Here is a 13,655-nt window from a genome sequence, read left to right as displayed (position 1 = left end):
GAAGGACACCCATGGCAGAGCCCCGAATACCCACCGACGAGACCGAGTTGCGCGCCCACAACCGCGCCGTCGTCGAGCAGTACATGAACACCCGCGGCGAGGACCGGCTCCGGCGGCACCTGCTCTTCACGGAGGACGGCGTCGGTGGCCTGTGGACCACGGAGAGCGGCGAACCGATCGTCATCCGCGGCCGCGAGCGGCTGGGGGAGCACGCCGTCTGGTCGCTCAAGTGCTTCCCCGACTGGGCCTGGACCAACATCGAGATCTTCGACACCCAGGACCCCGACCGCTTCTGGGTCGAATGCGACGGCGAGGGCCGGATCCTCTTTCCCGGATATCCCGAAGGTCATTACCGTAATCACTTCCTCCACTCGTTCCTGTTCGAGAACGGGAAGATAAAGCAGCAGCGCGAGTTCATGAACCCGTGCCAGCAGTTCCGCTCCCTGGGAATCGACGTCCCGCGCATCGAGCGTGAGGGTATCCCCACCTGACAGCTGATCCGCATGAACGCGGACCATCGCGATCCGGCCGTACATCCTCTCCGCCTGACGGGGGAACAGTCGTGGGACATGCAGTAACCGAAATCCAGCGGGCCAAAGCCCTGCAACAGCCCGAATGGAGCGATCTTTCACAGGTTCAGCGCGTCAGGGAAATTCTCAGCTCCCGACCGCCGTTGGTCCGCGTGGACGACGTACACACCCTCAAGTCGTTGCTCGCGTCCGTCGCCGCGGGCGAAGCGCACGTGGTGCAGGCGGGGGACTGCGCGGAGGACCCGGAGGAGTGCACCGCGGAGCACGTCCGCCGAAAATCCGCCGTACTGGACCTGCTGGCCACCACGCTGAAGATGGTCACCGGCAAGCCCGTCCTGCGCGTGGGACGCATCGCGGGGCAGTTCGCCAAGCCGCGTTCGAACTCCTTCGAGCAGGTGGGCGACCTCGTTCTGCCGGTGTACCGCGGACACATGGTCAACAGCCCGGAACCCGACCCGGAGAGCAGGCAGCCCGACCCGCTGCGCATCCTCACCGGGTACATGGCGGCAGGCGACATCGTGGATCACCTGGGGTGGCGCGCACCGGCTCTGCGCGCATGGCCGAGCATCGAACCCCTGGTGTGGACGAGTCACGAGGCACTACTCCTGGACTACGAAGTCCCGATGATCCGCGAGGTCGGAGACGGCAGGCGCTGGCTCGGTTCCACGCACTGGCCGTGGATCGGCGAACGGACCCGTCAGCTGGACGGCGCCCATGTCGAGCTGCTCGCCGATGTCGTGAACCCCGTGGCCTGCAAGGTCGGTCCGAACATGACCGTCGAGGAGATCACGTTCCTGTGCGAGCGTCTCGACCCGCTCCGGGAGCCCGGTCGCCTCACCCTGATCGCGCGTATGGGCGCTGACGTCGTCAGCGACCGGCTGCCACCGCTGGTCGCTGCGGTCCGCTCCGCGGGTCATCCGGCGATCTGGCTGTGCGACCCCATGCACGGCAACACCGTCACCGCGGCGGACGGCAGGAAGACCCGCTTGCTGACCACCCTGGCCCGGGAGGTCGTCGGGTTCCGGCGCGCGGTGGCGAGCGCCGGCGGCGTGGCCGGCGGACTGCACCTGGAAACGACCCCGGACGACGTGACGGAGTGCGTCGCCGACGCCTCCGCACTCGGTTCCGCCGCCGGCCGGCACACCACCTTCTGCGACCCGCGGCTCAACTCACGGCAGGCCGTCTCCCTGGTCACGGCCTGGTCCGACGCTCTGTGAACGCCTCCACCGTCTCGGCCACATCGCTGGAAAGGAGTTGTTCGATGGCCGGCCTGCCCCCCATCGCGTCGTACCCCCTGCCCGTCCCGGAGAGCCTGCCCGAGAACCTGGCGCAATGGACCCCGCGCCCGGAGCGCGCCGTCCTGCTCGTCCACGACATGCAGCGCTACTTCCTCAACGCCCTGCCGGAGCCGCTGCGCTCCGAGCTCGTCCACAACGCCGCCACCCTGCGCAAGCGCTGTGCCGCTCTCGGCGTGCCGGTGGCGTACACCGCGCAGCCCGGACGGATGACGGACGAGCAGCGAGGGCTGCTGAAGGACTTCTGGGGCCCGGGCATGCGCACCGAGCCGGCCGACCGGGAAGTGACGCCGGAGCTGGCCCCCGCCGAGGGCGACTGGACGTTCACCAAGTGGCGGTACAGCGCCTTCTTCCGCTCGGACCTGCTGGCGCGCATGCGAGCCGCAGACCGTGACCAGATCATTCTCTGCGGCGTGTACGCGCACGTCGGCGTCCTGGCGACGGCGCTCGACGCCTTCGCCAACGACATCCAGACGTTCCTGGCCGCCGACGCCCTCGGTGACTTCTCCGAGAACCACCATCGGCTCGCACTCGACTACGCGGCCCAGCGCTGTGCGGTGGTCGTCCCGTCCACGGAGGTGTTCGCATGAACAGCCGGGATCGCGGCGACCTGCTCGGCAGCGTCCTGAACCTGGAACCGCCCGCGTTCGCCCTGCTGCACCGGCCGGAGTGCGGGGTGCCGGACACCGTGGACATCCTGGTCGGCGACGTGTCGCTGCCCAGGACGCTGGCGGACATCCCCCTCACCGAGGCGGGGCCCGAATCGCCGCGGACCGACCACGACGTCCTGGTCGTGGTGCCGTACCGGCAGATCACCGAGCGGGGGTTCACGGCACCCGACGACGGCGTGCCGCTCATCGCCCTGTCGGTCACCCGGCAGGCCAGGGTGTCCGTGCCCGAAATCCTCCTGCGGCTGCCGAACGCCCCGACACACATGACGGCGCACGGCTTCGACGTGGACGACGAACGGTACGCCGACACCGTGCGACGGGTCGTCAAGGACGAGATCGGCACGGGCGAAGGGGCCAACTTCGTCATCAAGCGCTCCTTCGTGGCCGACATCAGCGACTACTCGCTGTCCAGCGCGCTGGGGTTCTTCCGCCGTCTGCTGGAAGGGGAGCAGGGCGCGTACTGGACCTTCCTCATCCACACCGGGCACCGCACCCTCGTCGGGGCCACACCCGAGCGGCACATTTCGGTGAGCGACGGCACCGCCGTGATGAACCCGATCAGCGGCACCTACCGCTATCCCCCGGCCGGCCCCACCCTGGAAGGCGTCACGGAGTTCCTCGCGGACCGCAAGGAGACCGACGAGCTGTACATGGTCGTCGACGAGGAACTCAAGATGATGGCCCGCATCTGCGAGGGCGGCGGCCGGGTCCTGGGCCCGTACCTCAAGGAGATGGCGCGGCTGGCCCACACCGAGTACTTCATCGAGGGCCGAACCGACCGCGACGTGCGCGACATCCTGCACGAGACGATGTTCGCCCCCACCGTCACCGGCAGCCCGCTGGAGAGCGCGGCACGCGTCATCCGCAAGTACGAACCCGAAGGCCGCGGCTACTACAGCGGAGTGGCCGCGCTGATCGGCCGGGACGTGAACGGTGAACGCTCACTCGACTCGGCCATCCTCATCCGCACCGCCGACATCGACGCACACGGCCGGGTCCGCATCGGTGTGGGTGCCACGCTGGTGCGTCACTCCGACCCGGTCTCCGAGGTCGCGGAGACACGTGCCAAGGCTTCGGGGCTCCTTGCCGCCCTGGAGGCCGGAGGCACCCGCCGCTTCGGCGCGCATCCGGAGGTCCGTGCCGCCCTCAGCCGCCGCAACACCTCCATCGCCGAGTTCTGGCTGCAGGACAGTGGGAGCCGCCGGCCGGCGGTCCCCGGGCTGGAGGGGCTGACGGCACTGGTCGTCGACGCGGAGGACACCTTCACGGCGATGATCGGACACCAGCTCCGCGCGCAGGGCGTGCACGTGACGGTCAGCCGCTTCGACGAGGCCTACGAGTCCGACGGCCACGACCTCGTCGTGATGGGGCCCGGTCCCGGTGACCCGCGTGCTGCCGACGACCCCAGGATCGGTCATCTCCGTTCGGCGGTCCACGGCCTTCTCGAGCGGCGGCGGCCCTTCGTCGCCGTGTGCCTGAGCCATCAGGTGCTCAGCCTGGCCCTTGGCCTCGACCTCGTCCGCCGGGATGTTCCCAACCAGGGCGTGCAGCGGGAGATCGATCTGTTCGGCCACCGCGAACGCGTCGGTTTCTACAACACGTTCGCCGCCCGCAGCACCGAGGACAAGCTGGACATCGAGGGAATCGGCCTGGTGGAAGTGAGTCGTGACCAGGGAACCGGTCACGTGCACGCGCTGCGCGGGCCGGGTTTCGCCTCGATGCAGTTCCACGCCGAGTCGGTCCTCACCGTCGACGGGCCGCGCATCGTCGGACAGACCATCCGGGAGGTGCTCGGCCGTGCGCGTTGACATCGCCTGGTGGGAGCTCGACGGAACCCCGCAGACCATCGACTCCCTGCGGGCGCACCTGCGGGACGGCACCGCCGACGCCTGGCGCGAAGTCCCGGGTCTGCGGCTGAAGTTCTGGATGGCGGACCGGCAGCGCAACCGCTGGGGCGCGGTCATGCTCTGGGAGTCGGAGCGTCCGGCCGGCCTCCCGGCGAACCGGGCCGCCGAACTGATCGGCCGCCCGCCCACTCATCGCACCACGTTCGACGTCGAGGCCACGGTCGAAGGAGCGTATGCCCTCCGCGAGCTGCAGGGCCTCGGCCCCGTGTTCGCGTCGGCCGCGACACCGCCCACATCCGTACGGGGGAACGAGACACCGTGCACGCATACATAGTGGTGGACGCTTTTGCACGCCGTCCGCTCGAAGGCAATCCCGTGGCCGTCTTCTTCGACGCCGCCGACCTGACCGCCGAGCTGATGCAACGCATCGCCCGGGAGATGAACCTGTCCGAAGTCACCTTCGTCCTGCCGCCGGAGCAGGGCGGTGACGCCCGGATCCGCATCTTCACCCCCGTCAACGAGCTGCCGTTCGCGGGTCATCCCCTGCTCGGTACGGCAGTGGCCCTGGGCCACACCCTGAAGCGGGACCGGCTCCTTCTGGAGACCGCCATGGGGGTCGTCCCGTTCCAGCTCCACGACGACGAGGGCATCCCGGCCGTGCGGATGGAGCAGCCCATCCCCACATGGGAGCCGTACGAACACCGCGCGGAACTCCTGGAGGCGCTCGGCGTCGCGGAGTCCACAGCACCGGTCGAGATCTACCGCAACGGCCCGCGGCACGTCTTCGTGGGGGTCGACAGCGTTGCCGCGCTGTCGGCCCTCACACCGGACCACCGTGCCCTGAGCCGATTCCCGGACATGGCGGCCAACTGCTTCGCCGGCGACGGCACCCACTGGCGGACACGGATGTTCTCACCCGCCTACGGGGTGGTCGAGGACGCGGCGACCGGCTCGGCCGCCGGCCCTCTCGCCATTCACCTGGCGCGGCACGGACTGAGCGCGTACGGGGACAGGCTCCAGATTCTCCAGGGCGTCGAGATGGGCCGTCCCTCGCTCATGCTGGCGACCGCGGACGGAGCGGGCGACGACGTCCGAAGCGTGCAGGTCGGCGGCCACGGCGCCGTGGCCGCCCGCGGCACCCTTTATGTCTAGCGAGGACACATGAACACCAGCCAGTTCGAAAGCCTCACCGGCGAGGTCGACATCGACTTCCCCGAGTACGACAACCCACCGGCCGACCCCATGCCGCTGGTTCACCAGTGGATCGCCGAGGCCACCGCGCGCGGCGTGCGGGAGCCCCGCTCGCTGGCCCTGGCGACCTCCGACAGCCAGGGCCGAGCCTCCAGCCGCATCGTGACCGTCACCGAGCTCAGCGACCGCGGGCTGGTCTTCGCCAGCCACAACACCAGCCAGAAGGGCCGCGAACTGGCCGACACCGGCTGGGCCTCCGGCCTGTTCTACTGGCGCGAGACCGGCCAGCAACTCATCCTCTCCGGACCGGTGTCACAGCTCGACGACGCGGCATCCGACGCCCTCTGGTTCGGCCGGCCGATCCCCCTGCACTCCATGTCCTTTGCCTCCCGGCAGAGCGAACCGCTCGACGGCCCGGCGGCCGTGGCAGACCTGCGAGCCGAAGCGGCCCGACTGGGGGCTCCCGGCACTCCGCTGCCCCGCCCGGCCCGCTTCGTCGGGTACCGGCTGACCCCTGTCGCCGTGGAGTTCTGGTGCGCCGACGCCGAACGACTGCACCGCAGGCTGCGCTACGACCGCCAGAACCACGGGTGGCGTACGTGCCGGCTCCAGCCCTGACCCGCAACGAACCGGAGAGGACACCATGGAAGGCACAGCTCTGAGGCATGCGATGGCCAGGGTTCCCGGACCGGTGACCGTGGTGACCACGATCGACGGCACGGGCGAACGCTGGGGATTCACCGCCAATTCGTTCACTTCCGTCTCCCTGGACCCGCCCCTCGTCCTGGTCTGCCTGAACAAGAACGCCAGCACGCACCAGGCGTTCACGTCCGCCGACCGCTTCCTGATCAACGTCCTGGCGCACGGTCAGGACGCGGTCGCGCGCCGCTTCGCCCGGTCCGGAGTCGACCGGTTCGCCGCGGGCGACATGGAGAGCTGCGAACTCGGGCTGCCCGGTTCGCACGGCGCCTGCGCCCGCGTCGCCTGCACGATGCACTCCATCGTCGACGCGGGGGATCACAGCATCCTCATCGGCCGCGTGGTGGACACCTATGCGGACGACCGGACACCGCTCGTGTACTACGACCGGACCTTCGCCCGCCCGGCTCCCGCCACTGCGGCAGGGGCCGAGGAGCCGGTGAAGATCCTGCACCTGGCGGACTGGTGAGCGCCGCCATGACGACCGCGGTGAAGGTCACCGTCATCTACTACTCCGCCACGGGCCATGTCGCCGACATCGCCCGCGAGATGGCGGAGACGGCCGAGAAGGCGGGCGCCGAGGTCCGGTTGCGCAAGGTCCGGGAACTGGCACCGCAGGCCGTCGTCGAGTCCAGTCCCGCGTGGTCCGCCCACGCCGCGGCATCGGCGGAGGTCCTGGTGGCCGAGGTCGAGGACGTCCTGTGGGCCGACGCCGTTCTCATGGGGTCACCGACGCGATTCGGCAACATCTCCTCCCAGCTCAAGCAGTTCATCGACACCCTGGGCGGTGCCTGGCGCACAGGCGAACTGGCCGACAAGGTCTACAGCGGCTTCACCTCCACGGGCAGCCCGCACGGAGGCAACGAGTCCACGCTGCTGGCCCTGATGCACTCCTTCCACCACTTCGGCGGAATCGTCGTCGCCCCAGGATTCACCCACCCGGACAAGTTCATCGACGGCAACCCCTACGGCACCGCGCACCACGACGCCGGCGGCACCGTACCGGTCGGTGACATCACCCGCAACGCGGCCCGCGTCCAGGCCGAACGCGTCGTGAGACTCGCGCGGGCCGTCGTCGCCTTGTCCGGCGGAAGCCGATAACGCTTCCGTCCCCGTGCGGGACGCGGAGGGCAGTCCCCGTCGATGCCACTGCCCGCCGACAGACGCCGGCCATCGGTCCCCGTCGGCCCTGTCCGCGTTCCTACCGGCCGGAGAGCTCCTACATCCCCCGAGGAGCTCTCCGGCCCGGCCCCCCACCAGAGCACACCGACCAACCAAAGAGCCAGCAGCCGCTGCGACCCCAGGGAGAGCCATGTCCCGCCGCCTGTTCACGTCGGAGTCCGTGACCGAGGGCCACCCCGACAAGATCGCCGACCGGATCAGCGACACGATCCTCGACGCCCTCCTCAAGGAGGACCCGCGGTCGCGGGTCGCCGTGGAGACCCTGATCACCACCGGTCAGGTCCACGTCGCCGGGGAGGTGACCACCGCGGCGTACGCGGACATCCCCGGTCTGGTCCGCGAGGCGGTCCTCGACATCGGCTACGACGCCTCGAAGAAGGGCTTCGACGGCCGCTCCTGCGGCGTGTCCGTCTCGATCGGCGCCCAGTCCCCGGACATCGCGCGGGGCGTGGACCCGGCCGACGGGGACGATGACGCTCTGGAGACGCAAGGGGCGGGCGACCAGGGGCTGATGTTCGGGTACGCCTGCGACGAGACGCCGGAACTGATGCCCCTGCCCATCCAGTTGGCGCACCGGCTCTCGTACCGGCTCTCCCAGGTCCGCAGGGACGGCATCGCGCCGTATCTGCGTCCGGACGGCAAGACCCAGGTCACCGTCGAGTACCTGGGCAGCCGGGCGGCCCGTCTGGACACCGTGGTCGTCTCCGCACAGCACGCCGCCGACGTCGACCTCGAGGGCCTGCTGGCCCCCGACATCCGCACGCACGTCGTCGAGCACGAACTCGCACGACTGGCGGCCGACGGCATCGAGCTGGACACCGAGGGCCACCGGCTGCTGGTCAACCCCACCGGCCGGTTCGAGATCGGCGGTCCGATGGGCGACGCCGGCCTGACCGGCCGCAAGATCATCATCGACACCTACGGCGGCATGGCCCGCCACGGCGGCGGTGCCTTCTCCGGCAAGGACCCGTCCAAGGTGGACCGCAGTGCCGCGTACGCGATGCGCTGGGTCGCCAAGAACGTCGTCGCCGCCGGGCTCGCCCGCCGCTGTGAGGTCCAGGTCGCCTACGCGATCGGCAAGGCCGATCCGGTCGGGCTGTTCGTGGAGACCTTCGGCACCGCCACCGTGCCGCAGACGGCCATCGAGTTCGCCATCCAGCAGGTCTTCGACCTGCGCCCGGCCGCGATCATCCGCGACCTCGACCTGCTGAGGCCCATCTACGCCCAGACCGCGGCCTACGGCCACTTCGGGCGCGAGCTGCCCGACTTCACCTGGGAACGCGTCGACCGTGTGGATGCCCTGCGTCGCGCGGCGGGGTGCTGAGATGAGGATCGCCGTCACCGGCTCCATCGCCACCGATCACCTGATGACGTTCCCCGGCCGCATCGCCGACCAGCTCCTGGCCGACCGGCTGGACCGCGTCTCGCTGTCGTTCCTGGTCGACACCCTCGAGATCCGGGACGGCGGCGTGGCCGCCAACATCGCCTACGGGCTGGCCACCCTGGGCCATCGCCCGCTCCTGGTGGGCGCCGTCGGTGCCGACTTCCACCCCTACGGCCGGCGGCTGGCCGAGCGGGGCGTGGATGTCTCCGGGGTCCACTTCTCCACCACACGCCATACGGCCCGCTTCCTGTGCACGACCGACCCGGACGGCAACCAGATCGCCTCCTTCTACCCGGGTGCGATGACCGAAGCGGCCGCCATCGACCTGGCCGGCGTCGTCCGCGACCACGGCGGCGTCGACCTCGTCCACATCGGCGCGGACGAGCCCGCCGCGATGCTCCGCCACACCCGCGCCTGCCGCACCCACGGCCTGCCCTTCATCGCCGATCCGTCCCAGCAGCTCGCCCGGCTCGACGGCGAACAGATTCGCGAACTGGTCGACGGCGCCGACCTCTTGTTCACCAACGAATACGAACACGGACTGCTGCTGGCCAAGACGGGCTGGACGCGAGCCGACGTCCTGAAGCGGGCCGGCACCTGGGTGACCACCCTCGGCGAGAAGGGCAGCCGCATCGAACGTGCCGATGAACCCCCGCTCGACGTTCCCGCGGTCCCGGCGGCGACGGTCGCCGATCCGACCGGTGTCGGAGACGCGTTCCGGGCCGGATACCTGGCCGCCATGACCACGGGCCAGAACGCCGTGGCCTGTGCACGGACGGGATCGGCCCTGGCGGCACTCGCCCTCTCCTTCGTCGGCACCCAGACCTACGCCGCTTCCCCGGCACGCCTGCGCGAACTGCTGGCGACCGCACACGGCCCAGACGTCCATGCGGCCACGGACCTGCCGTCAGGAGACGATCGCTCATGACCGCGGCCACCCTGGCCCTGGCCCCCACGCCTGCGGCAACGATCCGACGGAGTCCTGCCGAACTGATCGCGGCCGGCCACCGGTCGTACTCGTTCGAGTTCTTCCCGTCCAAGTCCCCCAGAGGCGAGCGAGCCCTGTGGAGTGCGCTGCGCCGTGTCGAATCCCTGAACCCGGCCTTCGTATCCGTGACATACGGAGCAGGCGGCTCCTCCAGGGAACGAACCGCCGCCCTCACCGAACGGATCGCGGAAGACACGACGCTGCGCCCCGTGGCCCACCTCACTGCGGTCGGCCACTCGAAGGCCCAGCTGCGCACGATCATCGGCCGCTACGCCGACGCCGGCATCCGTGACGTGCTCGCTCTGCGAGGAGATCCGCCCGGAGACCCGCAAGGACCGTGGACTCCCCACCCGAGCGGACTGCAGCACGCTGCGGAACTCGTGGAACTCATCCGCACCTGCGGCAACTTCGGCATCGGCGTGGCAGCATTCCCCGAGCGGCATCCGCGCTCACCCGACTGGGAGAGCGACATCCGTCATTTCGTGGCGAAGTGCCGGGCCGGCGCGGACTACGCCATCACCCAGATGTTCTTCCGGGCCGAGGACTATCTTCGGCTGCGCGACCGGCTGGCGGCCGCAGGATGCGACACGCCCGTCATCCCCGAGATCATGCCCGCCACTCGCTACGACCAGATCAGCCGGTTCGCCCGCCTCAGCAACGCCTCGATTCCCGGCGATCTCGCACTGCGCCTGCGCACCGCGCAGTGCGACCCGCGCGAGTCCCACCGCATCGGCGTGGATCACGCCACCGAACTCGCCCAACGACTGCTCGACGAGGGCGCCCCCGGCCTGCACTACATCACCCTCAACACCTCGTCCGCCGCCATGGACATCCACCGAGGGCTGCGCCTGCCCACGGCACCCGGCCACCGGTACCCGGAGGAGGTTCCGGGTCCCACGGGCGGGAACGTCGGGGCGCCGACCGAGCCGTCGACATCCAGCGGACGGAACCCCCTGGCCGCCGGCACCCCGGAGCAGACATGACCACGGACACCGGAACCTCGACCGAGCTCATCGCCCGGATACCGGGCTCGAAGAGCCTCACCAACAGAGCACTCCTGCTTGCCGCCGCCGCCCGGGGTGTCAGCCGCGTCCGGGCCCCGCTCGTCAGCGACGACACGGTGGCGTTCCGCAATGCGCTGAGGCAACTCGGCGTGCAGGTCGAGAGCAGTCCCCTGGACGAGTTCTGGGACGTGACCGGGACAGGCCGGGGACCCGACGGGCGGGCGCGCCTGTGGTGCGCGGACGCCGGCACGGCAGCACGGTTTCTGCCGCCCTTCGCCGCCACCGGCCTGGGTTCCTACCTCTTCGACGGCTCCTCACAGCTGCGCGCCCGCCCCCAGCGGCCGTTGCTGGAGGTGTTGCACCGACTGGGGGCCGACATCGAGGCGGGCCCGGGCCAGGGGCTCCCGCTGCTGATCCGTGCACGGGGCCTGGCGGGCGGGGAGATCGCGGTGGACTCGTCCATGAGCAGCCAGTACCTCAGCGGCCTGTTGATGGCGGCGCCGTTGATGCGCCATGGACTGTCGGTCCGGGCCCAGAAGCTCGTCAGCCGTCCCTACGTCGACATGACCGTCGCGCTGATGCGTCGCTTCGGTGCACGCGTCGCCGAAGACGCGGACGGGACACTCCGGGTCGCGCCGGCTCCGTACGCCGCGACCGATGTCGTGATCGAACCGGACGCGTCCACGGCCACGTACGTCTTCGCCGCCGCGGCCGTCACGGGGCGGACGGTGACGGTGCCCGGCCTGGGCGCGGGCAGCCTGCAAGGCGATCTGCGGTTCGTGGAGATCCTGGCCAGGACCGGCGCCCAGGTCCGAGTGGAGCAGGCGGAGACCACCGTGACCGGCCCCGGACGACTGAGCGGAGGTTTCTCAGTCGACATGAGCGACATCTCGGACACCTTCATGACGCTGGCCGCCATCGCTCCCCTGGCCGACGCACCCATCACGATCCATGGCATCGGACACGCACGGCTGAAGGAATGCGACCGTATCTCCGTCGTCGCCGAAAACCTGCGGGCCTGCGGCATCGAGGCGACGCAGGGCGAGGACTGGATCACCATCCGCCCCGGCGCACCGCAGCCCGCCCGTATCGCCTGTCACCGAGACCACCGCATCGGGATGGCGTTCGCCGTGCTCGGTCTCGCCGTCCCCGGAAGCGTCACTCTGGACGACCCGCAGTGCGTCACGAAGACATTCCCGGACTTCCACACGGAGATGCGACGGCTGTTCCCGTGGTACGCGCTCCCGGCGGAAGTCGCCGCATCGGCCATGGAGGACGACCGTTGAGCAGGCTGCGTTGGCTGACCGCGGGGGAGTCCCACGGTCCCGCACTTGTCGCGACGCTGGAGGGGCTTCCCGCCGGCGTGCCGATCACCACGGAGATGGTGGCGGACCACCTGGCGCGGCGGCGGCTCGGCCATGGCCGCGGTGCGCGGATGAAGTTCGAGCGGGACGAGGTCACCTTCCTGGGTGGTGTCCGGCACGGTCTGACGCTGGGCTCCCCGGTCGCGATCATGGTGGGCAACACCGAGTGGCCGAAGTGGGAGCAGGTCATGGCGGCCGACCCGGTGGATCCGCAGGTGCTGGCGGCCCTGGCCCGCAACGCCCCGCTGACCCGGCCGCGGCCCGGTCACGCCGACCTGGCCGGTATGCAGAAGTACGGCTTCGACGAGGCCCGCCCGATCCTGGAGCGCGCCTCGGCGCGTGAGACGGCGGCCCGGGTGGCGCTGGGCGCGGTGGCGCGGTCGTACCTGAGGGAGACCGCGGGCATCGAGATCGTCTCGCACGTCGTGGAACTGGCCTCGGCCAGGGCGCCGTACGGGGTGTGTCCGACCCCGGCGGACGTGGAGAAGCTGGACGCGGATCCGGTGCGCTGCCTGGACGCGGACGCGTCGAAGGCGATGGTCGCGGAGGTCGACCAGGCGCACAAGGACGGCGACACGCTCGGCGGCGTGGTCGAGGTGCTGGCGTACGGGGTGCCGGTGGGCCTGGGCTCGCATGTGCACTGGGACCGCCGGCTGGACGCCCGGCTCGCCGCGGCGCTCATGGGCATCCAGGCGATCAAGGGCGTCGAGGTCGGGGACGGCTTCGAGCTGGCCCGGGTGCCCGGCTCCAGGGCCCACGACGAGATCGTCACCACGCCCGAGGGCATCCGGCGGGGGTCGGGCCGCTCCGGTGGCACCGAGGGCGGTCTGTCCACCGGCGAGCTGCTGCGGGTGCGGGCGGCGATGAAGCCGATCGCGTCGGTGCCACGGGCGCTGGGGACGGTGGATGTGTCCACGGGCGAGCCGGCGCAGGCCCACCATCAGCGATCCGATGTGTGCGCGGTGCCGGCGGCCGGCATCGTCGCCGAGGCGATGGCCGCGTTGGTGCTCGCGGACGCGGTCGCCGAGAAGTTCGGCGGCGACTCGGTGGCCGAGACCCGGCGCAACGTGCGGTCGTACCTCGACAACCTGCGGATCCGGTGAGCGCCGTGCCCGCCGTCGTACTGGTCGGCCCGATGGGCGTCGGCAAGTCGACGGTCGGCCCGTTGCTGGCGGAGCGGCTCGGGCTCGGCTACCGGGACACCGATGAGGACATCGTCGCCCACGAGGGCCGCACCATCGCCGAGATCTTCGTGGAGGAGGGGGAGCCGGTCTTCCGCGCGCTCGAGAAGCGGGCGGTGCACGCGGCGCTGACCGAGCACGGCGGCGTCCTGGCGCTGGGCGGCGGCGCGATCCTCGACGAGCAGACGCGGGAACTGCTGGCCGGGCACCGGGTGGTCTACCTGTCCATGGACGTGGAGGAGGCCGTCAAGCGCACCGGTCTGAACGTGGCGCGTCCGCTGCTCGCGGTCAATCCGCGCAGGCAGTGGCGTGAGCTGAT

At 70.5% G+C, this 13,655-nt stretch carries 15 protein-coding genes; all 15 read left to right on the top strand.

Going from position 1 to position 13,655, the window contains the following annotated elements; translation table 11 throughout:
- Positions 1 to 11 precede the first annotated feature (11 nt).
- Positions 12 to 491, top strand: a complete 480-nt coding sequence (locus ACWDEN_RS23055) for a PhzA/PhzB family protein (protein ID WP_351612600.1) — start codon at positions 12 to 14, stop codon at positions 489 to 491.
- Positions 492 to 562: 71 nt separating this feature from the next.
- On the top strand, positions 563 to 1,747 hold the full coding sequence (locus ACWDEN_RS23050; protein ID WP_351612601.1) for a 3-deoxy-7-phosphoheptulonate synthase: 1,185 nt from the start codon (positions 563 to 565) through the stop codon (positions 1,745 to 1,747).
- 44 nt (positions 1,748 to 1,791) lie between these two features.
- On the top strand, positions 1,792 to 2,415 hold the full coding sequence (locus ACWDEN_RS23045) for an isochorismatase family protein (protein WP_351612603.1): 624 nt from the start codon (positions 1,792 to 1,794) through the stop codon (positions 2,413 to 2,415).
- On the top strand, positions 2,412 to 4,304 hold the full coding sequence (locus ACWDEN_RS23040) for an anthranilate synthase family protein (RefSeq protein ID WP_351612605.1): 1,893 nt from the start codon (positions 2,412 to 2,414) through the stop codon (positions 4,302 to 4,304). Before ACWDEN_RS23045 ends, ACWDEN_RS23040 begins: the two co-directional genes overlap by 4 nt.
- Positions 4,294 to 4,677, top strand: coding sequence for a hypothetical protein (locus ACWDEN_RS23035; protein WP_351612606.1), 384 nt, complete (start codon positions 4,294 to 4,296; stop codon positions 4,675 to 4,677). The genes ACWDEN_RS23040 and ACWDEN_RS23035 overlap by 11 nt, the downstream gene beginning before the upstream one ends.
- Positions 4,662 to 5,495, top strand: coding sequence for a PhzF family phenazine biosynthesis protein (locus ACWDEN_RS23030; RefSeq protein ID WP_351612609.1), 834 nt, complete (start codon positions 4,662 to 4,664; stop codon positions 5,493 to 5,495). Before ACWDEN_RS23035 ends, ACWDEN_RS23030 begins: the two co-directional genes overlap by 16 nt.
- 9 nt (positions 5,496 to 5,504) lie before the next feature.
- The gene (gene phzG / locus ACWDEN_RS23025) at positions 5,505 to 6,152 is read left to right on the top strand and encodes a phenazine biosynthesis FMN-dependent oxidase PhzG (protein WP_351612611.1); all 648 of its coding nucleotides are present in this window, start codon (positions 5,505 to 5,507) and stop codon (positions 6,150 to 6,152) included.
- A gap of 25 nt (positions 6,153 to 6,177) precedes the next feature.
- On the top strand, positions 6,178 to 6,702 hold the full coding sequence (locus tag ACWDEN_RS23020) for a flavin reductase family protein (RefSeq protein WP_450860006.1): 525 nt from the start codon (positions 6,178 to 6,180) through the stop codon (positions 6,700 to 6,702).
- A gap of 8 nt (positions 6,703 to 6,710) precedes the next feature.
- Positions 6,711 to 7,334 (top strand): NAD(P)H:quinone oxidoreductase, encoded by a 624-nt coding sequence (wrbA, locus tag ACWDEN_RS23015; protein WP_351612617.1) that lies wholly within the window; start codon positions 6,711 to 6,713, stop codon positions 7,332 to 7,334.
- 211 nt (positions 7,335 to 7,545) lie between these two features.
- Positions 7,546 to 8,739, top strand: coding sequence for a methionine adenosyltransferase (gene metK / locus ACWDEN_RS23010; protein ID WP_450860005.1), 1,194 nt, complete (start codon positions 7,546 to 7,548; stop codon positions 8,737 to 8,739).
- A 1-nt stretch (position 8,740) separates the two neighbouring features.
- Entirely contained in the window at positions 8,741 to 9,727 is a 987-nt protein-coding gene (locus ACWDEN_RS23005; protein ID WP_351612623.1) for a carbohydrate kinase family protein, read from the top strand.
- Positions 9,724 to 10,770 (top strand): methylenetetrahydrofolate reductase [NAD(P)H], encoded by a 1,047-nt coding sequence (metF, locus tag ACWDEN_RS23000; RefSeq protein ID WP_450860004.1) that lies wholly within the window; start codon positions 9,724 to 9,726, stop codon positions 10,768 to 10,770. Before ACWDEN_RS23005 ends, metF begins: the two co-directional genes overlap by 4 nt.
- Complete coding sequence (gene aroA / locus ACWDEN_RS22995; RefSeq protein ID WP_450860003.1) at positions 10,767 to 12,077, top strand: 3-phosphoshikimate 1-carboxyvinyltransferase; 1,311 nt, start codon at positions 10,767 to 10,769, stop codon at positions 12,075 to 12,077. The genes metF and aroA overlap by 4 nt, the downstream gene beginning before the upstream one ends.
- On the top strand, positions 12,074 to 13,258 hold the full coding sequence (gene aroC / locus ACWDEN_RS22990) for a chorismate synthase (RefSeq protein ID WP_450860002.1): 1,185 nt from the start codon (positions 12,074 to 12,076) through the stop codon (positions 13,256 to 13,258). Before aroA ends, aroC begins: the two co-directional genes overlap by 4 nt.
- On the top strand, positions 13,255 to 13,655 hold a 401-nt coding region (locus ACWDEN_RS22985), incomplete at its 3' end, for a shikimate kinase (RefSeq protein WP_450860001.1). The genes aroC and ACWDEN_RS22985, both read left to right, overlap by 4 nt.

Source organism: Streptomyces sp. NPDC001153, assembly GCF_053598315.1.
This window is presented reverse-complemented; position numbering and strand designations above follow the sequence as displayed.

Coding starts and splice junctions, on each gene's coding strand:
- ACWDEN_RS23020 (WP_450860006.1), top strand. CDS start 6,178: ATGGAAGGCACAGCTCTGAGGCATGCGATGGCCAGGGTTCCCGGACCG.
- ACWDEN_RS23005 (WP_351612623.1), top strand. CDS start 8,741: ATGAGGATCGCCGTCACCGGCTCCATCGCCACCGATCACCTGATGACG.
- ACWDEN_RS23040 (WP_351612605.1), top strand. CDS start 2,412: ATGAACAGCCGGGATCGCGGCGACCTGCTCGGCAGCGTCCTGAACCTG.
- aroA (WP_450860003.1), top strand. CDS start 10,767: ATGACCACGGACACCGGAACCTCGACCGAGCTCATCGCCCGGATACCG.
- phzG (WP_351612611.1), top strand. CDS start 5,505: ATGAACACCAGCCAGTTCGAAAGCCTCACCGGCGAGGTCGACATCGAC.
- metF (WP_450860004.1), top strand. CDS start 9,724: ATGACCGCGGCCACCCTGGCCCTGGCCCCCACGCCTGCGGCAACGATC.
- wrbA (WP_351612617.1), top strand. CDS start 6,711: ATGACGACCGCGGTGAAGGTCACCGTCATCTACTACTCCGCCACGGGC.
- ACWDEN_RS23045 (WP_351612603.1), top strand. CDS start 1,792: ATGGCCGGCCTGCCCCCCATCGCGTCGTACCCCCTGCCCGTCCCGGAG.
- metK (WP_450860005.1), top strand. CDS start 7,546: ATGTCCCGCCGCCTGTTCACGTCGGAGTCCGTGACCGAGGGCCACCCC.
- ACWDEN_RS23055 (WP_351612600.1), top strand. CDS start 12: ATGGCAGAGCCCCGAATACCCACCGACGAGACCGAGTTGCGCGCCCAC.